Raw genomic sequence first — 25,551 nt, 5'->3', positions numbered from 1 at the left:
GTCGTCAGATCACGAACAGATCAACGAACCTGTGCACCGGCATCACCTCCAGCGCCTGCTGATCCTTGCACACGTCCAGGATCGCCTCACAGCGCTGCCGCGCGAACCGCGTCGCCAGGTTCTCGCGGAACTTGGCCTCGAGCAAGGGCATCCCCTCCTCCCGCCGCCGCCGATGCCCGATCGGGTACTCCACCACCACCTGCGGCGTGTGCGAGCCATCCTTGAAGAACACTTGCACGCCATTGGCGATGGAGCGCTTGTCGGCCTCCAGGTACTCGCGAGTGAAGCGCGGCTCCTCGACGATCACCATCTTCTCGCGCAGGCGATCGATGCTCGGGTGCGCGGCGTGGAAGGCATCCTCGTAGTGCTCCGCCACCAAGTCACCGAAGATCAGCGGCACGGCGGTCATGTACTGCAGGCAGTGGTCGCGGTCGGCGGCGTTGGCCAGCGGCCCCTCCTTGGAAATGATGCGGATCGCCGACTCATGGGTGGTAATGACGATCCGGTCGATCTCGTGCAGGCGGTTGCGCACCTGCGGGTGCAGGGTCACTGCAGCCTCGCAGGCGGTCTGGGCGTGGAACTCGGCGGGGAAACTGATCTTGAACAGCACGTTTTCCATCACGTAGCTGCCCAACGGCTGCGGCAGGCGCAGTTCACGCAGCGGCTCGGGCTTGAGCGCCAAGTCCTTGTTGGTGTGGCTGAACGACACATCGTAGAAGCCCCACTGTCTGGCGGTCAGCGCACCGGGCACGCCCATCTCGCCACGCAGGGCAATATCGGCCAGGCGCACGCCGCGGCTGGAAGCATCCCCCGCCGCCCACGACTTGCGCGACCCGGCGTTGGGCGCGTGACGGTAGGTGCGCAGGGCCTGGCCATCGACGAAGGCGTGGGACAGCGCCGACAGCAACTGCTCGCGATTGGCGCCCATGAGCCTGGCGCAGACCGCCGCGGAGGCGACCTTGACCAGCAGCACATGATCCAGGCCGACCCGGTTGAACGAATTCTCCAGCGCCAGCACGCCCTGGATCTCGTGGGCCATGACCATGGCATCGAGTACCTCGCGCATGACCAGGGGCGCCTCGCCATTGGCCACACGCTTTTGCGAGAGGTGGTCGGTGACCGCCAGGATGCCGCCGAGGTTGTCCGAGGGGTGGCCCCACTCCGCCGCCAGCCAGGTGTCGTTGTAGTCCAGCCAGCGGACGATGCAGCCAATGTCCCAGGCGGCCTTGACCGGATCGAGGCGATAGCTGGTACCAGGCACGCGGGCGCCATGGGGGACAAGGGTGCCCTCGACCAGCGGGCCTAGGTGCTTGGTGCATTCAGGAAAGCGCAGGGCCAGCAGGCCGCAGCCCAGGGTGTCCATCAGGCAATAGCGGGCGGTGTTCAGGGCTTCGGCGGAATCGACGCGATAGCCAAGCACGTAGTCGGCGAGGGTCTGCAGGACCTGGTCGTAGTCGGGGCGGGTGTTGAGGTCTACGTTTGCGCTCATATACAGCTCCCTTCAAGATTGCCGGGGCTGCTCTGCAGCCCCAACCAACGAAAGCCGAACGCTAGATGCCCTAGAAACTATCACCGGGCACGCGCACCCAGCCCTCCATCAGCACCCGAGCACTTCGGCTCATGATTGCCTTGGTCACGGTCCACTGCCCATCCACCTGACGCGCCTCGGCCCCGACCCGCAACGTCCCGGACGGATGACCGAAACGCACGGCACTGCGTTCACCGCCACCGGCGGCAAGGTTGACCAGCGTCCCCGGGATCGCCGCGGCGGTGCCGATGGCGACCGCCGCGGTGCCCATCATCGCGTGGTGCAGCTTGCCCATCGACAACGCACGCACCAGCAGGTCGACGTCCTCGGCTGCGACAACCTTGCCACTGGAGGAGGTATAGCCGGTCGGCGCCGCGACGAACGCGACCTTCGGCGTGTGCTGGCGCCCGGCGGCCTGGTCGATGTGCTCGATCAGCCCCATGCGCACCGCGCCATGGGCACGGATGATCTCGAAACGCTGCAATGCCGCGGCATCGCCGTTGATCGCGTCCTGCAGCTCGGTTCCGGTATAGCCGATATCGGCGGCATTGACGAAGATGGTCGGGATGCCGGCGTTGATCAGGGTCGCCTTGAAGGTGCCGACACCCGGCACCTCGAGATCATCGACCAGGTTGCCGGTGGGGAACATCGCCCCGCCGTCACCGTCCTCGTCGGCGGCCGGATCAAGGAATTCCAGCTGCACCTCGGCGGCCGGGAAGGTCACGCCATCGAGCTCGAAATCGCCGGTTTCCTGCACCTCGCCTTCGGTGATCGGCACATGGGCGATGATGGTCTTGCCGATATTGGCCTGCCAGATCCGCACGGTGGCGATACCATTGCGCGGAATCCGACTGGCATCGACCAGCCCGCTGCTGATGGCGAACGAGCCGACCGCGGCGGACAGGTTGCCGCAGTTGCCGCTCCAGTCGACGAAGGCCTTGTCGATCGACACCTGGCCGAACAGGTAGTCGACGTCGTGGTCGGGCTTGATGCTCTTGGACAGGATCACCGTCTTGCTGGTGCTGGAGGTGGCGCCGCCCATGCCGTCGATCTGCTTGCCGTACGGGTCGGGGCTGCCGATCACCCGCAGCAGCAGGGCGTCGCGGGCAGGACCAGGAATCTGCGTCTGCTCGGGCAGGTCCTGGAGGCGGAAGAACACACCTTTGCTGGTGCCGCCGCGAATATAGGTGGCGGGAATTTTGATCTGGGGTACGTGAGCCATTGTCTTGGGCATCCTGATAGTCCGGTGAAGTACCCTGGGGCTGCCCTGCAGCCCTTTCGCGACACAAGGCCGCTCCCACAGGTACTGCGCCGCTCGTTGTGGGAGCGGCCTTGTGTCGCGAAAGGGCCGCAAAGCGGCCCCCGTTTCATGCTCAGGCCGCCCCCTCCAGGAAGTCCTGGGCAAAGCGCTGCAGCACCCCACCCGCCTCGTAGATCGATACCTCTTCGGCGGTATCCAGGCGACAGGTCACCGGCACCTCCACACGCTCGCCATTGCGCCGCGTCACCACCAGGGTCAGCGTCGCCCGTGGCGTGCGCTCGCCGAGCACATCGTAGGTCTCGCTGCCGTCCAGGCCCAGGGTCTTGCGGTCGGTGCCCGGCTTGAACTCCAGCGGCAGCACGCCCATGCCCACCAGGTTGGTGCGGTGGATACGTTCGAAGCCTTCGGCGACGATGGCCTCGACTCCGGCCAGACGCACGCCTTTGGCCGCCCAGTCACGGGACGAGCCCTGGCCGTAGTCGGCACCGGCGACGATGATCAGCGGCTGCTTGCGCTCCATGTAGGTCTCGATGGCCTCCCACATGCGGGTCACCTTGCCTTCCGGCTCAAGGCGCGCCAGCGAACCCTGCTTCACGCTGCCATCGTCCTTGCACACCATCTCGTTGAACAGCTTGGGGTTGGCGAAGGTGGCGCGCTGGGCGGTCAGGTGGTCACCGCGGTGGGTGGCGTAGGAGTTGAAGTCCTCCTCCGGCAGGCCCATCTTCGCCAGGTACTCACCCGCGGCGCTGTCGAGCATGATGGCATTGGACGGTGACAGGTGGTCGGTGGTGATGTTGTCCGGCAGCACCGCCAGCGGGCGCATGCCACGCAGGGTACGCTCACCGGCCAGGGCGCCTTCCCAATACGGCGGACGGCGGATGTAGGTGCTCATCGGGCGCCATTCATACAGCGGCGCGACTTTCGGCCCCTTGTCTTCCTCGATGGTGAACATCGGGATGTACACCTGGCGGAACTGCTCAGGCTTGACCGAGGCGCGCACCACGGCGTCGATCTCTTCATCGCTCGGCCAGATGTCCTTCAGGCGAATCTCCTTGCCGTCGACCACGCCCAGCACATCCTTCTCGATATCGAAGCGGATGGTGCCGGCGATGGCGTAGGCCACCACCAGCGGCGGCGAAGCCAGGAACGCCTGCTTGGCGTACGGGTGGATGCGCCCGTCGAAGTTGCGGTTGCCCGATAGCACGGCGGTGGCGTACAGGTCGCGGTCGATGATTTCCTGCTGGATCACCGGGTCCAGCGCGCCGGACATGCCGTTGCAGGTGGTGCAGGCGAAGGCGACGATGCCGAAGCCCAGCTGCTCCAATTCCTGCTCCAGCCCTGCTTCCTTGAGGTACAACTGCACGGCCTTGGAGCCCGGCGCCAGCGACGACTTGACCCATGGTTTGCGGACCAGGCCGAGCTTGTTGGCGTTGCGCGCCAGCAGGCCGGCGGCGATCACGTTGCGCGGGTTGCTGGTGTTGGTGCAGCTGGTGATGGCGGCGATGATCACCGCGCCATCGGGCATCTGCCCAGGCACTTCTTCCCATTGGCCGGCGATGCCCTTGGCCGCCAGGTCGCTGGTGGCCACGCGGGCGTGCGGGTTGGACGGGCCGGCCATGTTGCGCACCACGCTCGACAGGTCGAAGCTCAGGGCGCGCTCGTACTCGACCTTGGCCAGGCTGTCGGCCCACAGGCCGGTGGCCTTGGCATAGGTTTCCACCAGCTGCACTTGCTGGTCATCGCGGCCGGTGAGCTTGAGGTAGTCGATGGTCTGCTGGTCGATGGCGAACATCGCCGCGGTGGCGCCGTATTCCGGGGCCATGTTGGAGATGGTGGCGCGGTCGCCCAGGGTCAGCGCGCTGGCGCCGGCGCCGTGGAACTCCAGGTAGGCGCCGACCACCTTCTGCTTGCGCAGGAACTCGGTGAGCGCCAGCACCAGGTCGGTGGCGGTGATGTTCGGCGCCAGGCGACCGGTCAGCTCGACGCCGACGATCTCCGGCAGGCGCATCCACGAGGCGCGGCCGAGCATAACGTTCTCGGCCTCCAGGCCGCCGACGCCAATGGCGATCACACCCAGGGCATCCACGTGCGGGGTGTGGCTGTCGGTGCCGACACAGGTGTCCGGGTAGGCCACGCCGCGATCGTTGTGGACCACCGGCGACATCTTCTCCAGGTTGATCTGGTGCATGATGCCGTTGCCCGGCTGGATCACGTCGACGTTCTTGAAGGCCTGCTTGGTCCAGTTGATGAAGTGGAAACGGTCTTCGTTGCGGCGATCCTCAATGGCACGGTTCTTCTCGAACGCCTGCGGGTCGAAGCCGCCGCACTCCACGGCCAGCGAGTGGTCGACGATCAGTTGCACCGGCACCACCGGGTTGACCTGGGCCGGGTCGCCGCCTTTGTCTGCAATGGCATCGCGCAGGCCGGCCAGGTCGACCAGGGCGGTCTGGCCGAGGATGTCGTGGCAGACCACGCGGGCGGGGAACCAGGGAAAGTCGAGGTCGCGCTTGCGCTCGATCAGCTGCTCCAGCGAGGCGTTGAGCGTGGCCGGATCACAGCGGCGCACCAGGTTTTCGGCCAGCACGCGGGAGGTGTACGGCAGGCCGTCGTAGGCGCCGGGCTTGATCGCCTCGACCGCGGCACGGGCGTCGAAGTAGTCCAGGGCGGTGCCTGGCAGGTTCTTGCGGAATGCGGTGTTCATATCGTTATCGGGCTCGGTCACGGTGTTCAGTAGGCAGGTCTGGCCTTGGGGGGCTGCGCAGCAGCCCCAGCGAGCTATGACTCAACGCTGCTCGATCGGCACGAACTGGCGCTGCTCGACGCCGACGTACTCGGCGCTCGGGCGGATGATGCGGTTGTTGGCGCGCTGTTCGAACACGTGCGCGGCCCAACCAGTCAGGCGCGAGCAGACGAAGATCGGGGTGAACAGCTTGGTCGGAATGCCCATGAAGTGGTACGCCGAGGCATGGTAGAAGTCGGCGTTGGGGAACAGGCGCTTCTGCTCCCACATAGTCTTGTCGATGGCTTCGGAAACCGGGTACAGGACCTTGTCGCCCACTTCATCGGCGAGTTGCTTGGCCCAGCCCTTGATCACCTCGTTGCGCGGATCGGACTCTTTATAGATGGCGTGGCCGAAGCCCATGATCTTGTCCTTGCGCTCGAGCATGCGCAGCAGCTCGGCAGTGGCTTCCTGCGGAGTCTGGAAGCGTTCGATCAGCTCCATCGCCGCTTCGTTGGCGCCGCCGTGCAGCGGGCCGCGCAGCGAGCCGATGGCCGCAGTCACGCAGGAGTACAGGTCGGACAGGGTCGAGGCGCAGACCCGGGCGGTGAAGGTCGAGGCGTTGAACTCGTGCTCGGCGTAGAGGATCAGCGAGACGTTCATCACCTTGACGTGCAACTCGCTCGGTTTCTTGCCGTGCAGCAGGTGCAGGAAGTGGCCGCCGAGGGTGTCCTCGTCGCTGGTGCAGTCGATGCGCACGCCGTGGTGGGTGAAGCGGTACCAATAGCACATCACCGCCGGGAACAGCGCCAGCAGGCGGTCGGTCTTCTCGCGCTGGGCGTCGAAGGTCAGTTCCGGCTCCAGGGTGCCGAGCACCGAGCAGCCGGTGCGCATCACGTCCATCGGGTGGGCATCGCGCGGGATGCGCTCGAGCACTTCCTTCAGCGCTTGCGGCAGGTCGCGCAGGCCCTTGAGCTTGCGCTTGTAGTCGGCAAGCTCCGCCTCGCTCGGCAGCTCGCCGTACAGCAGCAGGTAGGCGACTTCCTCGAACTCGGCGCCGGCGGCCAGGTCGCGCACGTCATAGCCGCGGTAGGTCAGGCCGGCCCCGGCCTGGCCGACGGTCGACAGCGCGGTCTGGCCGGCCACCTGGCCACGCAGGCCCGCGCCACTGAGTACTTTTGCTTCGGCCATGGTGTTTCTCCTTTCTTGAATTTGTTATCGAAGTCTTTTCTGGCTAATCGGATATCGGGCCTGTTCGCCGGCAAGCCGGCTTCTACAGGGCGACGTGCGCTTGAATCATCCCTTCTTCTGCGCGAACAGCGCATCGAGGCTCTGCTCGAAGGCGTGGTAGCCGATGGCATCGTAGAGCTCCATGCGGGTCTGCATGGTGTCGATCACGTTCTTCTGCGTGCCGTCACGGCGCAGCGCGGTGTAGACGTTCTCGGCCGCCTTGTTCATGGCGCGGAAAGCCGACAGCGGGTAGAGCACCAGCGACACGTCGACCGAGGCCAGCTCCTCGGTGGTGTACAGCGGCGTGGCGCCGAACTCGGTGATGTTGGCCAGGATCGGCGCCTTCACCCGGTCGGCGAAGGTCTTGTACATCGAAAGCTCGGTAATGGCTTCCGGGAAGATCATGTCGGCGCCGGCCTCGATGCAGGCGGCAGCGCGGTCCAGGGCGGCGTTCAGGCCTTCCACCGCCAGCGCGTCGGTGCGCGCCATGATCACGAAACTGTCGTCGCTGCGAGCATCCACGGCGGCCTTGATGCGGTCGACCATCTCCTGCTGCGAGACGATCTCCTTGTTCGGGCGATGGCCACAGCGCTTGGCGCCGACCTGGTCCTCGATATGAATGGCCGCGGCGCCGAACTTGCTCATCGACTTGACGGTGCGGGCGACGTTGAAGGCCGAGGCGCCGAAGCCGGTGTCGACATCCACCAGCAGCGGCAGGTCGCACACATCGGTGATGCGCCGTACGTCGGTGAGCACGTCGTCCAGGCCGCTGATACCCAGGTCCGGCAGGCCCAGGGAGCCGGCGGCGACACCACCGCCGGACAGGTAGATGGCCTTGAAGCCGGCACGCTTGGCCAGCAGGGCGTGGTTGGCGTTGATGGTCCCGACCACCTGCAGCGGATGTTCGGCGGCGACCGCGTCACGGAAACGCTGGCCGGGCGTGCTCTTCACTGTCATGACTCACCTCGTGGGCTATTGTTGTCGGCACCTTGGTAGTGGCGCTCGATATTGCGTTTGGACGCGCCGATGTGGCGGCGCATCAGGAGTTCTGCCAGTTCGCCGTCGCGGGCTTCGATTGCATCGAGGATGCGATGGTGCTCGGCGAAGGCCTGGCGCGGGCGGTTGGGCGTGCTGGAGAACTGGATGCGGTACATGCGCACCAGTTGGTAAAGCTCGCCGCAGAGCATCTTGTACAGGGTCTGGTTGCCGCTGCCCTGGATGATCCGGTAGTGGAAGTCGTAGTCGCCTTCCTGCTGGTAGTAGCCCTGCCCGGCCTGGAACGCGGCGTCGCGCTCGTGGGTGTCGAGCACATGGCGCAACTCGTCGATGGCCGCCTGGCTCATGCGTTCGGCGGCCAGGCGGCAGGCCATGCCTTCAAGGGATTCGCGGATTTCGTACAGCTCGATCAACTCGGCATGGCTGAGCGACACCACCCGGGCGCCGACATGGGGCACGCGCACCAGCAGGCGCTGGCCCTCCAGGCGGTGGATCGCCTCGCGCAGCGGGCCGCGGCTGATGCCGTAGGTGCGCGCCAGCTCCGGCTCGGAGATCTTGCTGCCGGGGGCGATCTCGCCCTTGACGATGGCGGCCTGGATGCGCCGGAAGACGTGCTCCGAGAGGGTCTCGGTCTCGTCCTGAGGCAGCGTGGTGGCCGGGGCTGTGTCCAGCATGATTGTCGACACCTTCAAAATCAGTGACGCCAAAACTAGCCAAATAGAGGAATGGAGTCAAAGACAAAAAGAATATTGTCGACAATCGTCTAATAACGAACTTACCCCGCCTTCATGGGGTCTGATCGCGGGCGCGCTGGCGTCAAGACATCAGCGTGATAGAATGCCGCGCTCCTTCGGGAGCATGGATAGTGTGTCTGTCATCATTTCATGTTGTTGACAGATCAATGAGGACGCTTGGCCAGTCGCCTTGCCCTGAAACCTGCACAGCACCGCGCCAGGATTATGAGACTCAAACCCGCTTTATTGCTGCTCTGCCTGACCCTGCTGCCGGCGCTCGCGCCCGCGGCCGAGAAAACCGTGTACGGCCTGAACGAATACGCCCGCCTGGGCGACCTTGACCTGGAAGTGGCTGCCAAGCTCGACACCGGCGCCAAGACCGCCTCGCTCAGCGCCCGCGACATCAAGCGTTTCAAGCGCAACGGCGAGAGCTGGGTGCGCTTCTACCTGGCCATCGACGCCGCGCACAAGCACCCCATCGAACGCCCCCTGGCCCGCGTCAGCAAGATCAAGCGCCGCGCCGGGGACTATGATGCCGACTCGGGCAAGGCCTACACTGCCCGCCCGGTCATCGAACTCGAGATCTGCATGGGCCAGACGCAACGTACCATCGAGGTCAACCTCACCGACCGCAGCGCCTTCCAGTTCCCGCTGCTGATCGGTTCCGAGGCCCTCAAGCACTTCGGTGCGCTGGTCGACCCAAGCCTTAAATACGCGGCCGGCAAACCTGCCTGCGCCACCGAAGCTCCCAAAGCAGAGTAATTCCGATGCGCTCTCTTACCCTTCACCTGAAAGTCCTGATCACCGTCCTGGTGCTGCTGGGCATCGCGATCACGGCCTACCAGATCTTCGCCCTCGGCATCCCGGTGACCGAGGATGAGACCGACGACCTGTGGAACATCGACGCCAAGGTCGAGTTCGTCGCCAGCGCCAAGGATCCGGTCAAGGTGCAGATGTTCGTGCCCCCGCTGAACCGTGACTACGTGAGCCTCAACGAGAGCTTCATCTCCAACAACTACGGGGTCAGCGTCAACCGCGCCGACGGCAACCGCAAGGTGACCTGGTCGGCCCGTCGCGCCAGCGGCAACCAGACCCTCTACTACCGCCTGGTGCTGACCAAGCGCTACAGCAACGAAAAGACCAAGATCAAGGGCCCGACCTTCCGCGACAGCCTGGCCGTCGAGGGCCCGGAGAAGATCGCCGCCGAAGCGCTGATGGCACCGATCCGCCAGCACTCGGCCGACGTCGAGACCTTCGTCAGCGAGACCATCAAGCGTGTCAACAATGTCAACGACGACAACGCCAAGCTGCTGCTGGCCGGCGACAACTCACCGCTGAAGAAGGCCCAGGTCATCGACCTGCTGCTGTCCATCGCCCACGTGCCGCTGGAGAAGGTTCACACCATCCGCCTGGTGGCCGACACCCCGCAGAGCCCCGAACTGTGGCTGCGCAGCTTCAACGGCAACGACTGGCTGTACTTCAACCCGGAGACCGGCGAGCAGGGCCTGCCCAGCGACCGCCTGCTGTGGTGGACCGGTGACGACAACCTGATCACCGTCGATGGCGGCAAGAAGGCCACCGTCACCTTCAGCATGAACAACAGCGAGATGAACGCCATCCGCCTGGCCAAGCTGACCGACGAGAACACCGACGCCGACTTCCTCGAATACTCGCTGTACGGCCTGCCGCTGCAGACCCAGCAGACCTTCATGATCATGGTGATGATCCCGATCGGCGTGCTGGTGATCCTGGTGCTGCGCAACCTGATCGGCATCCAGACCCTGGGTACCTTCACCCCGGTGCTGATCGCCCTGGCCTTCCGCGAGACCCAGCTGGGCTTCGGCATCATCCTGTTCACGGTGATCACCGCCCTGGGCCTGTCGCTGCGCTCGTACCTTGAGCATCTCAAGCTGCAGATGCTGCCGCGCCTGTCGGTGGTACTGACCTTCGTCGTGGTGCTGATCGCCGCCATCAGCCTGTTCAGCCACAAGCTGGGCCTGGAGCGCGGCCTGTCGGTGGCACTGTTCCCGATGGTGATCCTGACCATGACCATCGAACGCCTGTCGATCACCTGGGAAGAGCGTGGCGGCGGCCATGCCATGAAAGTGGCCGTTGGCACCCTGTTCGCCGCCTCCATCGCGCACCTGCTGATGACCGTGCCGGAAGCGGTGTACTTCGTCTTCACCTTCCCGGCGGTACTGCTGATCCTGGTGGGCTTCATGCTGGCGATGGGTCGCTACCGCGGCTACCGCCTGACCGAGCTCGTACGCTTCAAGGCATTCCTGAAGAAGGCTGACGCCTGATGTTCGGCCTGATCAAGACGTGGAAAGCCCTGGAGGCCCGGGGCATCATGGGTATCAACCGGCGCAACGCGGACTACGTGCTGAAGTACAACAAGCGCCACCTGTACCCGATCGTCGACGACAAGATCATCACCAAGGAGCGTGCCCTGGCGGCCGGCATCCATGTACCGGAGATGTACGGCATCATCGAGACCGAGAAGCAGATCGAGAAACTCGACGAGATCATCGGCGGGCGCAGCGACTTCGTCATCAAGCCGGCCCAGGGCGCCGGCGGTGACGGCATCCTGGTGATCGCCGACCGCTTCGAGGACCGCTACCGCACGGTCTCCGGCAAGATCATCAGCCACGAGGAGATCGAGCACCAGATCTCCAGCATCCTTACCGGCCTGTACTCGCTGGGCGGGCACCGCGACCGCGCGCTGATCGAGTACCGGGTCACCCCGGACCAGATCTTCAAGAGCATCAGCTACGAAGGCGTGCCGGACATCCGCATCATCGTGCTGATGGGCTACCCGGTGATGGCCATGCTGCGCCTGCCGACCCGCCAGTCCGGCGGCAAGGCCAACCTGCACCAGGGCGCCATCGGCGTGGGCGTTGACCTGGCCACCGGCCTCACCCTGCGCGGCACCTGGCTGAACAAGATCATCAGCAAGCACCCGGACACCACCAACGCGGTGGACGGCGTGCAGTTGCCGAACTGGGACGGCTTCATGAAGCTTGCCGCCAGCTGCTACGAGCTGTGCGGCCTGGGCTACATCGGCGTGGACATGGTTCTGGACCAGGACAAGGGCCCGCTGATCCTCGAGCTCAACGCCCGCCCCGGCCTGAACATCCAGATCGCCAACGACTGCGGCCTGACCCAGCGCACCCACGCCATCGAGGCGCACCTGGAGATGCTGGCCAAGGAAGGTCGCAGCGAGGATGCCGAGCAGCGCGTGAAGGTCTCGCAGGGCTTGTTCGGACACGTCAATCCGCTATAGCCCAGGCCCTGCGCAATCCCTGTAGGAGCGGCCCTTTCGCGACACAAGGCCGCTCCTACAGGGGAACTGCGCAGAACCGGACGATGAATGTCGCTGCCAGCGCTAGGCGCATTTCCCCCACGGGTCTACAATCGCCCACCTCGCTTGTTCATCGCCGTCCATCCTGATGCCGACCTGTACGCTCCACCCCCTGCCTTACCAGCCCGACCCCGCCTTCTACTTCGAACGCCTGCGCCGCGCGCCCGGTGCGATCCTGCTCGACAGCGCCCGCCCGGGTGCCGAACGCGGTCGCTACGACCTGCTCAGCGCCTGGCCGTTGCAGCAGTTGCAGGCAAATCCCGAGGAAGACGGTCGCGACTACCTGCAGCGGCTACGCCAGGCCCTGGCCGACCTGGGGACGGCACAATTGCCCGAGGGCATCGAGCTGCCGTTCGCCGGCGGCCTGATCGGCTACCTGAGCTACGACTTCGGCCGGCGCCTGGAGCAGTTGCCGACACACGCGGTCGACGACCTCGGCCTGCCCGATGCCCGGCTGGGGCTGTATGCCTGGGCGCTGGTGTCCGACCATCGGCTGGGCAGGAGCCAACTGGTCTTTCACCCAAGCCTGCCACAGACCGAACGGCAACGGCTCATCGCGCTGTTCGACGCCAGCACCCCGGGCGACACCGGCGACTTCCACCTGCTCGCCCCCATGACCGGCGATCTTCACCCCGAGCAGTATCGGGCGGCGTTCGACCAGGTGCAGCGCTACATCCAGGCCGGCGACTGCTACCAGATCAACCTCACCCAGCGCTTTCGCGCCCCCTGCCAGGGCGACCCGTGGCGCGCCTACCAGGCCCTGCGCGCTGCCTGCCCGACGCCGTTCTCCGGTTACCAGCAGCTGGATGAAGGCACGGCGCTGCTGAGCTTCTCCCCCGAGCGCTTCATCCGTGTCTGCCAGGGCGAGGTCGAGACCCGTCCGATCAAGGGCACCCGCCCGCGCGCCGCCGACCCGGTGGAGGACGCACGCAACGCCGCCGAGCTGCTGGCCAGCCCCAAGGACCGCTCGGAAAACCTGATGATCGTCGACTTGCTGCGCAACGACATCGGCCGCACCTGCCAGACCGGCTCGGTGAAGGTACCGGAGCTGTTCAGCCTGGAGAGCTACCCCAACGTTCATCACCTGGTCAGCAGCGTGGTCGGCCGCCTGGCTGCCGGCAAGGACGCCCTGGACCTGATCGCCGGCAGCTTCCCCGGCGGTTCGATCACCGGCGCGCCGAAGATCCGCGCCATGCAGATCATCGACGAGCTGGAGCCGGCGCGCCGGGCGCTGTACTGCGGCTCGCTGCTGTATGTCGACGTGCGCGGCGAGATGGACAGCTCCATCGCCATCCGCAGCCTGCTGGTCAAGGATGGCCAGGTCAGTTGCTGGGGCGGCGGCGCGGTGGTGGCCGACTCGGACTGGCAGGCCGAGTACGAGGAGTCGATCGCAAAGGTGCGGGTGCTGATGGAAACGCTGCAGGCCTTGTAAGACTCGGTGGGAGCGGGCTTGCCCCGCGATCGCCAGGCGTCTGCCCCGCCATTTTTTGTTACCATCTGACCACTACGAGCGCACAGCGCCACTCAACCGATGGAAACCGCCTGATGAGCCAACCCTTCGACGTCGCCGCCCTGGCCGCGACCTATGCCAGCAAGTCCCCGCAGGAGATCCTCAAGCTCGCCTTCGAGCATTTTGGCGACGACCTGTGCATCTCCTTCAGCGGCGCCGAGGATGTGGTGCTGGTGGACATGGCCTGGAAACTGAACAAGCAGGTCAAGGTGTTCAGCCTCGACACCGGCCGCCTGCACCCGGAAACCTACCGGTTCATCGACCAGGTACGCGAGCAGTACAACCTGCCCATCGAGATCCTCAGCCCGGATCGCGAAAAGCTCGACCCGTTCGTCAAGGAAAAAGGCCTGTTCAGCTTCTACAAGGACGGCCACGGCGAGTGCTGCGGCATCCGCAAGATCGAGCCGCTGCGCCGCAAGCTGGCCACCGTCAGCGCCTGGGCCACCGGCCAGCGCCGCGACCAGAGCCCCGGTACCCGCAGCCAGGTGGCTGCCCTGGAGATCGACAGCGCCTTCTCCACCCCGGAGCGCACCCTGTACAAGTTCAACCCGCTGGCGCAGATGACCAGCGAGGAAGTCTGGGGCTACATCCGCATGCTCGAGCTGCCCTACAACAGCCTGCATGAGCGCGGCTTCATCAGCATCGGTTGCGAGCCGTGCACCCGACCGGTGCTGCCGAACCAGCACGAGCGCGAAGGGCGTTGGTGGTGGGAAGAGTCGACGCAGAAGGAGTGCGGGTTGCATGCCGGCAACCTGATCAGCAAGGCTTGAAATAGCGGGGGCCGCAAAGCGGCCCCGCTATTTCAGATCAGTGCACCGGCAGTTCGACCCCTTCGAACAGCTCTTCGAGCTCCTGCTTGTTATGGCACTGGATCGCCTTGGCCATCACCTCACGGGTCAGGTGCGGCGCGAACTTCTCGATGAAGTCGCACATGAAACCGCGCAGGAAGGTGCCGCGACGGAAGCCGATCTTGGTGATGCTGGCCTCGAACAGCTCGCTGGCGTCCAGGCACACCAGGTCGCTGTCGAGCTTCGGGTCCACCGCCATCTTGGCCACGATGCCCACGCCCAGACCCAGACGCACATAGGTCTTGATCACGTCGGCGTCGGCGGCGGTGAACACCACCTTCGGCGTCAGGCCACGGTGATTGAACGCCTCGTCAAGCTTGGAGCGACCGGTGAAGCCGAACACGTAGGTGACGATCGGGTACTCGGCCACCGCTTCCAGGGTCAGCTTCGGCAGCTTGGTCAGCGGATGGCCCTGGGGCACCACCACGCAGCGGTTCCACTTGTAGCACGGCATCATGATCAGGTCGCCGAACAACTCCAGCGCCTCGGTGGCGATGGCGAAGTCGACGGTGCCGTCGGCCGCCATCTCGGCGATCTGCATCGGCGAGCCCTGGTGCATGTGCAGGGCGACTTCCGGGTACTGCTTGATGAAGTTGCTGATCACCGGCGGCAGCGCGTAGCGCGCCTGGGTGTGGGTGGTGGCGATCGACAGGGTGCCCTTCTTCTCGTTGGAGAATTCCTGGGCAATCTGCTTGATGCTCTCGACCTTGCGCAGGATCTCGCCGGCGGTGTTGATGATGCGCTCGCCAGCCGGGGTGACGCGGGTCAGGTGCTTGCCGCTGCGGGCGAAGACCTCGACGCCCAGCTCATCCTCGAGCAGGCGGATCTGCTTGCTGATACCCGGTTGGGAGGTGTACAGACTCTGCGCCGTCGCGGAAACGTTGAGGTCATGGTGCGCCACTTCCCAGATGTAGCGCAGTTGCTGAAGCTTCATAGATATCCCTCAAAGGCGGTAGGTCACCGGCGCGCCGGCAGCGACGAGTTATAACTATATTAGTGGCTTGATAAATAAATCTAGAACTATTTTGTTACGTTCGCCGGAAAAAGTCCTACCGCTAGGCTCATGATTTCCTACGCCCAAGATGGTGAGCCAGCGGCACCATGTACACCGGCACCGGTGACAACTGCAGCAGCCGCACCGCCGTGCGACCGATCGGCACATCCACTCCCGCGCCGGCGCTGTGGCTACCGAAGATCAGCAAGTCGACCGACAACCGCTGGGCCTGCTCGAGGATCACCTGGGCCGGATCGCCCTGGCGCACCCGCACCGCGCGGATCAATGCCAGGTCGGCCGGTTCGGTCATCTCGTCGCGAAAGTTCTCCAGCACCCGCTGCTCGATATTGGCCATGACCGTGTTTACGCCCTCGCTGTGCAGCGCGTCGAGGGTCTGCTCGTCGAGGTAGCTCTGCAGCAGCGATTCGGCGAACTGCCCCATGGGCTCCACGGCGTGGATCACATACAGCTCTGCGTTGAAGGTCCGCGCCAGGGCCAGGGCGTGCTGCATGACGAAGGGCGCATAGACACCGAGGTCAGTGGCAAACAGCATGGAACGGATCATTCGACCTCCTCGACTGCCGCGACGGCAGAGCAAGCTTGAGCTTAGCAGCGCCTTCGGCGGTCGCCTGGCCATCGGGCGTGCAGCCGCCGCGGGCTTCAGGCCTGCCGGCTACGCCGGTCGATGAACGCCAGTGCCTGGTACAACGCCTCCATGCGCGGCAGCGCGCAACCGGCCGCGCGGGCCCGAGCCAGGGGCTCGGCATAGATCGCCTGCAGCTCCAGGGGCCGCTGCTGGACATGGTCGTGGTACATGCTCGGCCAGTAGTCGGGCATCTTCTCGGTAATGCGGAACAGGTGCTCGGCATAGCCCGCCGGCAGCTCGCGGCCACAGGCCTTGGCGCCCGCCACCACTTCGGCCATCAGCGCCTGGATCAGCGCGCGGCTGTCGGCATCGCCCATCAAGGGCGTGGTGCTGGCCTGCAGCAACACCGAAAGGCCGTTGTAGGGCACGTTCCACACCAGTTTCTGCCAGCGCGCCTGGTCGAGGTCGGCCATGGCCTGGGAGTCGATGCCCGCGGCCCGGAACAGCCCGGCGCCCTCCTCCACCACGGCGGCCCCGCCGCCCTGCGCCGGGCCACTGTGATAGCCCAGGTTCACCGCGCCCAGCGACTGGTGGCGGATTTCTCCGGGACCCTCGCGATTGACGCAGATGAAGCACAGGCCGCCGAGCAGGTGCAGGTCCGGGCGCAAGGCCGGGCGCAACTGCTCCTCGACCCCAAGGCCGTTCTGCAGCAACACCACCCGGGCTTCGGGCGCTGCTGCCTGCACGATCAAGGGCGCCAGCTCCGCGTTGCTGGTGGCCTTGGCCCCCACCAGCAGCCAGTCGCAGGGCGGCATGTCGGCGGCACGGGCGTACGCCTGCACCGGCATGTGCAACTGGCCATGCACCGCGCTGTCCAGGCGCAGCCCCTGCTCGCGCACGGCCTGGTATTCGCTGCGCAGCAGGAAGTGCACGTCGAAGCCGGCACGGGCCAGCATCAGGCCGTAGAAGCCACCGATTGCGCCGCTGCCGATGATACCGATGCGGGGATTGCCAATGCGAGGGTCAAGGGACGCCATGCCGTGCTCCTGGTCGAGAGTCATTATTGTGAGTCAGCCACTATACCCGCGTGCCGGCCATCGCGGCCAAATCCTCCCCATAAGGCGCGGCGCTTGCCCGCAAATGCCGTCTGATGGGTAAAAACCCCGTATCGACGGGCCCCAGCCCATTGTCGCGCCCCCTGCTAACGCGCTAAGGTTCGGCCTCCCCGCTGCGAATAATCTGCTGCTGGGCCGCACGGGGAACGCTGGCGGCCGGCACCCGTGACCTGACGAGTAACACGATGGCTGATTTACCGATCGATGACCTTAACGTTGCCTCCAACGAGACCTTGATCACCCCCGATCAGCTCAAGAAGGAAATCCCCCTCAGCGCCAAGGCCCTGCAGACCGTGACTGCCGGCCGCGAAGTGGTGCGCAACATCCTCGACGGCAAGGACCATCGCCTGTTCGTGGTGGTCGGCCCCTGCTCGATCCACGACATCAAGGCCGCCCACGAGTATGCCGAGCGCCTGAAAGTACTGGCCGAGGAAGTGTCCGACACCCTGTACCTGGTCATGCGCGTGTACTTCGAGAAGCCGCGAACCACCGTCGGCTGGAAAGGCCTGATCAACGACCCGTACCTGGACGACTCGTTCAAGATCCAGGACGGCCTGCACATTGGTCGCCAACTGCTGCTGGACCTGGCCGAGAAGGGCCTCCCCACCGCCACCGAAGCGCTTGACCCGATCTCCCCGCAGTACCTGCAGGACCTGATCAGCTGGTCGGCCATCGGCGCCCGCACCACCGAATCCCAGACCCACCGCGAGATGGCCTCGGGCCTGTCCTCGGCGGTCGGCTTCAAGAACGGCACCGATGGCGGCCTGACCGTGGCCATCAACGCCCTGCAGTCGGTGTCCAAGCCGCACCGTTTCCTGGGCATCAACCAGGAAGGCGGCGTGTCCATCGTCACTACCAAGGGCAACGCCTACGGCCACGTGGTACTGCGCGGCGGCAACGGCAAGCCCAACTACGACTCGGTCAGCGTTGCCCTGTGCGAGCAGGACCTGGTCAAGGCCAAGATCAAGCCCAACATCATGGTCGACTGCAGCCACGCCAACTCCAACAAGGACCCGGCCCTGCAACCCCTGGTCATGGAGAACGTCGCCAACCAGATCCTCGAAGGCAACCAGTCGATCATCGGCCTGATGGTCGAGAGTCACCTGAACTGGGGCTGCCAGGCTATTCCGAAGAACCTCGACGAGCTGCAATACGGCGTGTCGGTCACCGATGCCTGCATCGACTGGGCGGCCACCGAGAAGACCCTGCGCAGCATGCACGCCAAGCTCAAGGACGTGCTGCCCAAGCGCCAGCGCGGCTGAAATCCTGCGCAAACGAAAACGCCGGGCAATGCCCGGCGTTTTTCATGTGTACGGCCGTTCAGACCTTGCTCGAGTGGCGCTGCTGGCGCTCCATATAGCGCTCGACGTAAGAGCAAGAGGGAATCACGGTATAGCCCATCTGCTCGGCATAGGCCAAGGCCTGCTCGGTGAGCGCCGCGGCGATCCCGCGACCGCGCAGGGCATTGGGGACGAAGGTGCGATAGATGTCCAGCGTCTGCTTGCCCAGGTCCATGTACGTCAGATAGGCCCGGTGACCGTCCACGGTGGTCTCGAACTGATGACCGGCCTGGTCATGGTGGATGGTCAGCGTTTCGCTCATCACTACTCCTCGCAGGTCTTGTCGGCAGACCCTTACCTTACCGATATGGTTTATCCGGCGGAGGAACCTCCAGGCTTTGCGCGAAAAGTGCCTGCGCGACGATCATGCTGCGTTGAAAACAGGCTCGGAATGCTCATTTACAACCCGTAAACTGCGCTTCCTCGCCTGTTTTCGCCTTGCCTGATCGCCGCTCGGCGACTTTTCGCACAAAGCCTACGCCACCTGTTGCCCCTTGGACAGCAGCCCGACTGGGATCGTTCTGCGTCGAGGCCCCCTCAAATAGTAGGCGGCGCCAGCGAGAATGCTCAAGCTGCGCAGAATGAAAATACTGACAGCCACCCGCCCGAGGCCCGGCAACAGCAACCGGATGTTCTTGGGCTATGACGCTCGTGGACAGTTAAAGTCACCCTTAGTTCAACAAAAAGTTCCTGTACTACAATCGCTTGCGAACGCTGCCCAGGATTTTCACACTTTGTTTACAAACCCCGTCGCCGGGGCCGTCCAGAGCATTTTTTTTGCAGTTCTTGCGCTCAGTCAGTTTACTTACTACAAGTAATGGGTACTATGTACGCCGGCCAGTTTCTCTTTTCCGAGAGATGGCTATTTAATAGAAAGTCCTTGAAGGGGAACACGATGAACAACGTTCTGAAATTCTCTGCTCTGGCTCTGGCCGCAGTTCTGGCTACCGGTTGCAGCAGCGTATCCAAAGAAACCGAAGCTCGCCTGACTGCTACCGAAGACGCAGCAGCTCGCGCCCAGGCTCGTGCAGACGAAGCCTACCGCAAAGCTGACGACGCTCTGGCAGCTGCTCAGAAGGCTCAGCAGACCGCTGACGAAGCCAACGAGCGCGCTCTGCGTATGCTGGACAAAGCCAGCCGCAAGTAATAATCCTCACGGATTGTTATGGAGCCGACCCACTTGTGGGTCGGCTTTTTTATTGCCTGGGAGAAAAGCAGGCGATGCCAGCCAAACAACTGGGGCCGCCTTGCGACCCATCGCGGGACAACCCTGCACCCAAAGGCATGGCGTTCGCCGTACCTGCAGGAGCGGGCGTGTCCCGCGATGGGCCGCAAGGCGGCCCCAAAGTGCACTGCTAGTTGCCAGCGGGCAATCGCTTACTGCAGTTCTGGCGGAATGCTCGACACCATCGGCGCACTCGAGCCATTGACCGGCACGGCAATTTCGACTGGCATGCCGTCTTCGGCCGCCACCACATCGCGAACCATGTCCCAGTTCATGCGCAAGTTGTTGGCCAGGTCTTCACGCTTGAGCAAGGCGTTGATGACCGCAGTGTGCTTGTCGACCACCGACGGGTTGCCGTGGTCGTCCAGCGGCGTGTGCGCCTCGAGGTAGACCTTGCCGGCGCTGATGCCAAACTTGTAGGGCTCGTTGATGATGCGCACCGGCGTGCCCACAGGGACCATCTTCGACAAGGTCAGGACGTTGTTGTTGAGCATGCGGAAGCAACCGTGACTGGTACGCATGCCAATGCCGAACTTCTTGTTCGAGCCATGGATCAGGTAACCCGGCACCCCCAGGGTGAACTTGAATGGGCCCAGCGGGTTGTCCGGCCCGGCCGGCACCACGGCCGGCAGGATGTCGCCATCGGCAGCGTGCTCGGCGCGGATCGAGGCCGGCGGTGTCCAGGTCGGGTTCGGCGTCTTGGCGGTGATCTTGGTGTTGGCGATCGGCGAACCCCAGCCCTCGCGACCGATGCCCAGCGGGAAAGTGTGTACCACGTTCTGCCCTTTCGGGTAGTAGTACAGGCGGTACTCGGCCAGGTTGATGACGATGCCCTCACGCGGGCCCGGCGGCAAGATGTAGCGGGTAGGCAGGACGATCTCGGTGCCGGCGCCTGGCAGCCAGGGGTCGACGCCCGGGTTGGCGGCGATCATCTCGAGGTAGCCGAGGTCATTGGCGGTGCCGATGTCGGCGAAGGTGTCCTCGTACTTGGCCTTGATGGTATGAACCTGGCCGACGACGTCTTCACCGGGAGGTGGCAACGGCAGTTCCAGCGCAACAGCGGGGCCTGTCGCCAGCATGGCGGCCAGGGTCAGGCTACGGGTGACGGCGGGAAAGCGCGGCAACATCCGGGAAATCCTTCGAAAGATCAGTCAAGAAAACGATTGTACACCCGCGCCGAAACGAGCGGGAGGCGCATGCGTTTCAGATGATGAAAGGCGCTCAGAGTTCCGGCCACACCGGGCGCATGCCGCGCCGCTGGGCATCGAGGATCGCCCGGCACAGCGGGCACAGGCGCTCGTCGCGGTAGATCGCCCGCTCCACCCCCGACCAGCGCGGCTGCGCCGGCAGCAGGCCACCGCACAAGGTACGGTCGACCGGCACGCCCAGTTCGAGCTGGCGGGCGGCCAGGTGGATGCGCACTTCCTGGCAGGCAAACAGGTCGAGCTGCTCATCGGGCTCGATCAGTTGGTAGGCGTACAGGGACCAGGCGGGGCGCGGCATCGGGGGCACTCGAAACGGGGGGCGCAACATTAGCCGAAAGCGGCCCCCGATAAAAGCGTCACAGCAAGGGTTTTATCGTCGGCCAGGCATTTTCCAGCAGGCGTTGCTGGGCGGCCGCCGCCGGATGGATGCCATCGGCCTGCATCAACTCCGGCACCCCGCCCACGCCATCGAGGAAGAACGGCACCAGCGGTACCTTTTTATCGGCGGCCAGCTGCTCATAGACCTGGGCGAACGCACTGGTGTAGCGCACGCCGTAGTTCGGCGGCAGGCGCATGCCCAACAGCACCACCTTGGCACCGGCCTGGCGGGACTGGTCGATCATCGCGGCAAGATTCTGTTGCAATTGTTGCGGCGACTGCCCGCGCAGGCCGTCGTTGCCTCCAAGCTCCAGCACCACCAGGTCCGGCTTGTGCGCCGCAAGCAGCGCCGGCAGCCGCGCCTGGCCACCTGCGCTGGTGTCGCCGCTGATCGAGGCATTGACCACCTGATCGTCGAAACCCTCCTTCTTCAGCTGCTGTTGCAGCAGGCTGACCCACCCCTGGCGGGTATCCAGGCCAAAACCGGCGCTGATACTATCACCGACGACAAGCAGCGTTCCCGCCGCCGCGCCCTGGGCCAGGCAACACAGGGCCAGGCCGGCACTCAACCACCACATTCGCATCGGATTCTCCATGGGCCCCAGCATTCTCGTTGCGCAGAACCTTAGCAAAGTGGTCCCCAGCGCGGAAGGCGACCTGACCATCCTCCACGCCCTCTCCCTCGATCTCGCCCAGGGCGACAGCCTGGCCATCGTCGGTGCCTCCGGCTCCGGCAAGTCCACGCTGCTGGGCTTGCTCGCTGGACTCGACCGGCCCAGCGCCGGCAAGATGATCCTCGCCGGCCACGACCTCGGCCCACTCGACGAGGACCAGCGCGCCCGGGTGCGCGCCGAGCACGTGGGCTTCGTGTTCCAGTCGTTCCAGTTGCTCGACAGCCTCAACGCCCTGGAGAACGTCATGCTGCCGCTGGAGCTCGACGGTCGGCGCGATGCCCGCGAGCACGCCCGCGACCTGCTCGAGCGGGTCGGCCTGGGCAAGCGCCTGAGCCACACCCCGCGCCAGCTCTCCGGCGGCGAGCAGCAGCGGGTGGCAATCGCCCGCGCCTTCGCCGCGCAGCCGGCGGTGCTGTTCGCCGATGAGCCCACCGGCAACCTCGACAGCCATACCGGCGAGCGCATCAGCGACCTGTTGTTCGAACTGAACCAGGAGCGCGGCACCACCCTGGTGCTGGTGACCCACGACGAGCGCCTGGCCAAGCGCTGCCGCCGCCTGATCCGCCTGGATGCCGGTCGCCTGGTCGCGCCCCTGGAGCCCTGATGACTCGCCTATCGCTCCCGCGACTGTGTGTCCTGGCCCTACGCCAGCTACTGCGTGATGCCCGCGCCAGCGAAGTGCGCGTGCTGTTCTTTGCCTTGCTCGTGGCAGTGGCGGCCAGTACCGCCATCGGCTACTTCGGCGCCCGCCTCAACGGTGCCATGCAACTGCGCGCCAGCGAGTTCCTCGGCGCCGACCTGGTCCTGCAGGGCAGCGCCCCGCCCAGCGCGCAGCAGATCGCCGAAGGCACGGCGCTGGGCCTGGGCCATGCGCGGGTAGTGGAATTCACCAGCGTGGTCGGCGGCGAAAGCGGCATCCAGCTGTCCAGCATCAAGGCCGCCGACCCCGCCTATCCCCTGCGCGGCCAGCTGCGCAGCGCGGCAGCGCCCTACGCCGAGGAAACGCCTGGCGGCGGCCCCGCGCCGGGCGAGGCCTGGGTCGAGCCGCGCCTGCTCGCGGCGCTGGGCCTGGCCATCGGCGACAGCATCGACGTGGGCATGAAGACGCTGCGCATGAGCCGCGTACTGACCTACGAACCCGACCGCGCCAACAATTTCTACAGCCTCACGCCACGGGTGCTGATGAACCTCGCCGACCTCGACGCCACGGGCGTGATTCAGCCCGGCAGCCGGGTCAGCTACCGCGACCTGTGGCGCGGCGATCTCGACGCCCTGCAACAGTACCGGCAAACAGCGGAAAAAAACCTGGCAGCCAACCAGCGCCTGCTCGACACCCGTGACGGCAACCGGCAGATCGGCGGCGCCCTGGGCAAGGCCGAACGCTACCTGAACATGGCCAGCCTGGTGGCGGTGCTGCTGGCCGGCGTCGCCGTGGCCCTCTCGGCCAGCCGCTACGCCGCGCGGCGCCTGGACGCCAGCGCCCTGCTGCGCTGCCTGGGATTGTCCCGCCATCAGGCCCTCGCTCTCTTCAGCCTGCAACTGGCCATGCTCGGCGGCATCGCCGCGCTGGCCGGCGCCCTGCTCGGGTGGCTGGCGCAGCTTGGGCTGTTCCGTCTGCTGGAAGGCTTGCTACCCAGCCAGGTGCCACCCGGCGGCCTCACCCCGGCGCTGGCCGGCATCAGCACCGGGCTGGTGGCCCTGGCCGGCTTCGCCCTGCCGCCGCTGGCGGCCCTTGGTCGCGTGCCGCCGCTGCGGGTCTTGCGCCGCGACCTGCTGCCGCTGCCACCGAGCAGCTGGCTGGTGTACGGCGCCGCCCTGCTCGCCCTGGGCCTGATCATGTGGCGCCTGAGCCTGGACCTGCTGCTGACCTTCGCCCTGCTCGGCGGCGGGCTGATCGCCGCCTTGCTGCTAGGTGGATTGCTGTTGCTCGGCCTGCGCAGCTTGCGCCGGCTGCTGGCCGGCGCGCCGCTGGCCTGGCGCCTGGGGCTCGGGCAGTTGCTGCGCCACCCGCTGGCCGCCGCCGGCCAGGCCCTGGCCTTCGGCCTGATCCTCCTGGCCATGGGCCTGGTCGCCCTGTTGCGGGCGGAACTGCTCGACACCTGGCAGGCGCAGTTGCCCAAGGACGCACCCAACCATTTCGCCTTGAACATCCTGCCCGACGAGCGCCAGCCGTTCGCCGAGCGCCTGGCCCAGATCAACGCCACCGCCGCACCGCTGTACCCGGTGATCCCTGGCCGCCTGACCCATATCAACGAGCAGCCGGTGCGCCAGCTGGTCAGCAAGGACTCCACCGGCGAGCGCGCCATCCAGCGCGACCTCAGCCTGACCTGGGCCGCCGAGCTGCCCCAGGGCAACGCCCTGAGCGCGGGCCAATGGTGGCAACAGGCGCCCGCCAGCGATGACGTGCCTGGGGTTTCCGTGGAGGCGGAACTGGCGCAGAGCCTGCACCTGCAACTGGGTGACCTGCTGACATTCGACATCGGCGGCCAGCAGCGCCAGGCCCGGGTCAGCAGCCTGCGCAGCGTGCACTGGGACAGTTTCCAGCCCAACTTCTACATGATCTTCCAGCCAGGAACGCTACAAGGCCTGCCCACCACCTACCTCACCAGCTTCTATCTGGCACCGGGCCACGACCAGGAGATCGTCGCGCTGTCCCGCGCGTTCCCGGCGGTGACCGTGCTGCAGGTCGACGCGTTGCTGGCGCAACTGCGCAGCATCCTCGCCCAGGTCACCCTGGCGGTGGAGTACGTGCTGCTGTTCGTGCTGGCGGCTGGGCTGGCGGTGCTGTTCGCCGGCCTGCAGGCAACCCTCGACGAGCGCATCCGCCAGGGCGCCCTGCTGCGGGCGCTGGGGGCGGCGCGCCAGCTGCTGGTCAAGGCTAGGCGCATCGAGTTCGGCCTGCTCGGCGCGGCAAGCGGCGTGCTCGCGGCACTGGGTTGCGAGCTGATCACCTGGGCGCTGTACCGCTATGCCTTCGACCTGCACTGGGCACCCCATCCGTGGCTGCTGGCGCTACCACTGGCCGGGACGGTGCTGGTGGGCGGAGCCGGGGTGATCGGTACACGTCGCGCGCTCAATGCCAGTCCGTTGGCGGTGTTGCGCGAGGGGTGAAGAAATGAAGCATTGCGAATGATCGAGGGTTTGCGCTTTTCCCTGTAGGAGCGGCCTTGTGTCGCGAAAGGGCCGCGCAGCGGCCCCAGCAATCGTTGCCTTGATGCTGATATCCCGGGGCCGCTATGCGGCCCTTTCGCGACACAAGGCCGCTCCTACAGGGATCGAGTATGGCCTTGAGTTCTGCGCCTGCTAGAGGTTGTAGCGGATGCTGTTCACATACCAGGTCGCCTCACCGGTGGGCGTGTGCACCACCACCTCGTCGCCCTCCTCCTTCTTGAGCAAGGCCCGGGCCATGGGCGAGTCGATGGAGATGTAGTCGTTGCGCCCGTGGATCTCGTCATAGCCGACGATGCGAAAACGCAGCTGCTCGCCGTCATCGTTCTCGATTTCCACCCAGGCACCGAAGAACACCTTGCCTTCCTGCTGGGGCGAGTACTCGACGACCTTGACGTCTTCGAGGCGCTTGCGCAGGTAGCGCACGCGGCGGTCGATCTCGCGCAGCAGCTTCTTGTTGTACTGGTAGTCGGCGTTCTCGCTGCGATCGCCCAGCGAGGCCGCCCAGGTGACCTTCTGGGTGATCTCCGGGCGATAGACCCGCCACAGGTGATCAAGCTCCTGCTTCAGCGCTGCATGGCCTTCGATGGTGATGATGTTGGTGCTCAACGACTGTCTCCTCAGTGCATCCGCGGCGGACGACAGGCGCCCACCGGGAGACCGAGCTTAGCGAAAAACG

The 25,551-nt window shown here is 65.4% G+C and carries 23 protein-coding genes; 9 read left to right on the top strand and 14 right to left on the bottom strand.

Features of this window, described 5'->3' with window-relative positions:
* Positions 1-4: 4 nt before the first annotated feature.
* The 6 genes from prpD to ACVWZ5_RS07705 form a co-directional block, all read right to left on the bottom strand.
* Complete coding sequence (gene prpD, locus ACVWZ5_RS07730; protein WP_062574540.1) at positions 5-1,489, bottom strand: 2-methylcitrate dehydratase; 1,485 nt, start codon at positions 1,487-1,489, stop codon at positions 5-7.
* A gap of 70 nt (positions 1,490-1,559) precedes the next feature.
* On the bottom strand, positions 1,560-2,750 hold the full coding sequence (gene prpF / locus ACVWZ5_RS07725; RefSeq protein WP_062359488.1) for a 2-methylaconitate cis-trans isomerase PrpF: 1,191 nt from the start codon (positions 2,748-2,750) through the stop codon (positions 1,560-1,562).
* A gap of 151 nt (positions 2,751-2,901) precedes the next feature.
* Positions 2,902-5,490 (bottom strand): Fe/S-dependent 2-methylisocitrate dehydratase AcnD, encoded by a 2,589-nt coding sequence (acnD, locus tag ACVWZ5_RS07720; RefSeq protein ID WP_457340518.1) that lies wholly within the window; start codon positions 5,488-5,490, stop codon positions 2,902-2,904.
* An 81-nt stretch (positions 5,491-5,571) separates the two neighbouring features.
* A complete protein-coding gene (gene prpC / locus ACVWZ5_RS07715) occupies positions 5,572-6,699 on the bottom strand; it encodes a bifunctional 2-methylcitrate synthase/citrate synthase (protein ID WP_062574542.1) in 1,128 nt (375 codons plus the stop codon).
* 105 nt (positions 6,700-6,804) lie between these two features.
* Positions 6,805-7,695 (bottom strand): methylisocitrate lyase, encoded by an 891-nt coding sequence (gene prpB, locus ACVWZ5_RS07710; RefSeq protein ID WP_028692606.1) that lies wholly within the window; start codon positions 7,693-7,695, stop codon positions 6,805-6,807.
* The gene (locus ACVWZ5_RS07705; RefSeq protein WP_028692607.1) at positions 7,692-8,408 is read right to left on the bottom strand and encodes a GntR family transcriptional regulator; all 717 of its coding nucleotides are present in this window, start codon (positions 8,406-8,408) and stop codon (positions 7,692-7,694) included. The genes prpB and ACVWZ5_RS07705 overlap by 4 nt, the downstream gene beginning before the upstream one ends.
* Positions 8,409-8,693: 285 nt before the next feature.
* Here ACVWZ5_RS07705 and rloA point away from each other — a divergent pair, with 285 nt between their 5' ends.
* The 5 genes from rloA (at position 8,694) to ACVWZ5_RS07680 (ending at position 14,109) form a co-directional block, all read left to right on the top strand.
* Positions 8,694-9,230, top strand: coding sequence for a retropepsin-like aspartic peptidase RloA (gene rloA, locus ACVWZ5_RS07700; protein WP_028692608.1), 537 nt, complete (start codon positions 8,694-8,696; stop codon positions 9,228-9,230).
* A gap of 5 nt (positions 9,231-9,235) precedes the next feature.
* Positions 9,236-10,771 carry an osmotic stress tolerance membrane protein RloB gene (gene rloB / locus ACVWZ5_RS07695; protein WP_062359491.1) on the top strand — a complete coding sequence of 512 codons (1,536 nt, stop codon included), beginning with the start codon at positions 9,236-9,238 and terminating at the stop codon, positions 10,769-10,771.
* Positions 10,771-11,751 carry an alpha-L-glutamate ligase-like protein gene (locus ACVWZ5_RS07690; protein WP_028692610.1) on the top strand — a complete coding sequence of 327 codons (981 nt, stop codon included), beginning with the start codon at positions 10,771-10,773 and terminating at the stop codon, positions 11,749-11,751. Before rloB ends, ACVWZ5_RS07690 begins: the two co-directional genes overlap by 1 nt.
* 166 nt (positions 11,752-11,917) lie before the next feature.
* The gene (gene pabB / locus ACVWZ5_RS07685; protein ID WP_457340517.1) at positions 11,918-13,261 is read left to right on the top strand and encodes an aminodeoxychorismate synthase component I; all 1,344 of its coding nucleotides are present in this window, start codon (positions 11,918-11,920) and stop codon (positions 13,259-13,261) included.
* A 113-nt stretch (positions 13,262-13,374) separates the two neighbouring features.
* Positions 13,375-14,109, top strand: coding sequence for a phosphoadenylyl-sulfate reductase (locus ACVWZ5_RS07680; RefSeq protein ID WP_457340516.1), 735 nt, complete (start codon positions 13,375-13,377; stop codon positions 14,107-14,109).
* Positions 14,110-14,146: 37 nt separating this feature from the next.
* Here ACVWZ5_RS07680 and cysB read toward each other — a convergent pair whose 3' ends face one another.
* From cysB to ACVWZ5_RS07665, 3 genes are all read right to left on the bottom strand, one after another.
* The gene (gene cysB / locus ACVWZ5_RS07675) at positions 14,147-15,121 is read right to left on the bottom strand and encodes an HTH-type transcriptional regulator CysB (protein WP_011533140.1); all 975 of its coding nucleotides are present in this window, start codon (positions 15,119-15,121) and stop codon (positions 14,147-14,149) included.
* Between the two features lie 127 nt (positions 15,122-15,248).
* Positions 15,249-15,746, bottom strand: coding sequence for a universal stress protein (locus ACVWZ5_RS07670; RefSeq protein WP_028692613.1), 498 nt, complete (start codon positions 15,744-15,746; stop codon positions 15,249-15,251).
* 95 nt (positions 15,747-15,841) lie between these two features.
* Positions 15,842-16,804: a putative 2-dehydropantoate 2-reductase gene (locus tag ACVWZ5_RS07665; RefSeq protein ID WP_084941456.1), complete on the bottom strand. Its 963-nt coding sequence runs from the start codon at positions 16,802-16,804 to the stop codon at positions 15,842-15,844.
* A gap of 263 nt (positions 16,805-17,067) precedes the next feature.
* Between ACVWZ5_RS07665 and ACVWZ5_RS07660 the strand changes: the two genes are divergently transcribed.
* The gene (locus ACVWZ5_RS07660) at positions 17,068-18,144 is read left to right on the top strand and encodes a 3-deoxy-7-phosphoheptulonate synthase (protein ID WP_028692615.1); all 1,077 of its coding nucleotides are present in this window, start codon (positions 17,068-17,070) and stop codon (positions 18,142-18,144) included.
* Between the two features lie 58 nt (positions 18,145-18,202).
* Here ACVWZ5_RS07660 and ACVWZ5_RS07655 read toward each other — a convergent pair whose 3' ends face one another.
* A complete protein-coding gene (locus ACVWZ5_RS07655) occupies positions 18,203-18,484 on the bottom strand; it encodes a GNAT family N-acetyltransferase (RefSeq protein WP_028692616.1) in 282 nt (93 codons plus the stop codon).
* 633 nt (positions 18,485-19,117) lie between these two features.
* On the opposite strand from ACVWZ5_RS07655, the gene oprI reads away from it, so the two are divergent.
* The gene (gene oprI / locus ACVWZ5_RS07650) at positions 19,118-19,369 is read left to right on the top strand and encodes an outer membrane lipoprotei OprI (protein ID WP_003259780.1); all 252 of its coding nucleotides are present in this window, start codon (positions 19,118-19,120) and stop codon (positions 19,367-19,369) included.
* Between the two features lie 230 nt (positions 19,370-19,599).
* On the opposite strand, the gene ACVWZ5_RS07645 is transcribed toward oprI, so the two are convergent.
* The 3 genes from ACVWZ5_RS07645 to ACVWZ5_RS07635 all read right to left on the bottom strand — a co-directional run bounded on the left by ACVWZ5_RS07645 (position 19,600) and on the right by ACVWZ5_RS07635 (position 21,614).
* Entirely contained in the window at positions 19,600-20,574 is a 975-nt protein-coding gene (locus tag ACVWZ5_RS07645) for a L,D-transpeptidase family protein (RefSeq protein ID WP_028692617.1), read from the bottom strand.
* 94 nt (positions 20,575-20,668) lie between these two features.
* Positions 20,669-20,950, bottom strand: coding sequence for a hypothetical protein (locus ACVWZ5_RS07640; protein WP_028692618.1), 282 nt, complete (start codon positions 20,948-20,950; stop codon positions 20,669-20,671).
* A 58-nt stretch (positions 20,951-21,008) separates the two neighbouring features.
* The gene (locus ACVWZ5_RS07635; protein ID WP_280071169.1) at positions 21,009-21,614 is read right to left on the bottom strand and encodes an arylesterase; all 606 of its coding nucleotides are present in this window, start codon (positions 21,612-21,614) and stop codon (positions 21,009-21,011) included.
* 10 nt (positions 21,615-21,624) lie between these two features.
* On the opposite strand from ACVWZ5_RS07635, the gene ACVWZ5_RS07630 reads away from it, so the two are divergent.
* Together ACVWZ5_RS07630 and ACVWZ5_RS07625 are read left to right on the top strand one after the other, a co-directional pair.
* Positions 21,625-22,308 carry an ABC transporter ATP-binding protein gene (locus tag ACVWZ5_RS07630; RefSeq protein ID WP_457340515.1) on the top strand — a complete coding sequence of 228 codons (684 nt, stop codon included), beginning with the start codon at positions 21,625-21,627 and terminating at the stop codon, positions 22,306-22,308.
* A complete protein-coding gene (locus ACVWZ5_RS07625; RefSeq protein WP_457340514.1) occupies positions 22,308-24,815 on the top strand; it encodes an ABC transporter permease in 2,508 nt (835 codons plus the stop codon). Before ACVWZ5_RS07630 ends, ACVWZ5_RS07625 begins: the two co-directional genes overlap by 1 nt.
* Before the next feature lie 192 nt (positions 24,816-25,007).
* Here the strand turns inward: ACVWZ5_RS07625 and greB are convergent, their stop codons facing one another.
* Positions 25,008-25,481 carry a transcription elongation factor GreB gene (gene greB, locus ACVWZ5_RS07620; protein ID WP_028692622.1) on the bottom strand — a complete coding sequence of 158 codons (474 nt, stop codon included), beginning with the start codon at positions 25,479-25,481 and terminating at the stop codon, positions 25,008-25,010.
* Between the last annotated feature and the right edge of the window lie 70 nt (positions 25,482-25,551).

The organism is Pseudomonas sp. TE6283, assembly GCF_054060555.1.
Note: the sequence above shows the minus strand (reverse complement) of the source record. Positions and strands in the feature narration are given on the sequence as shown.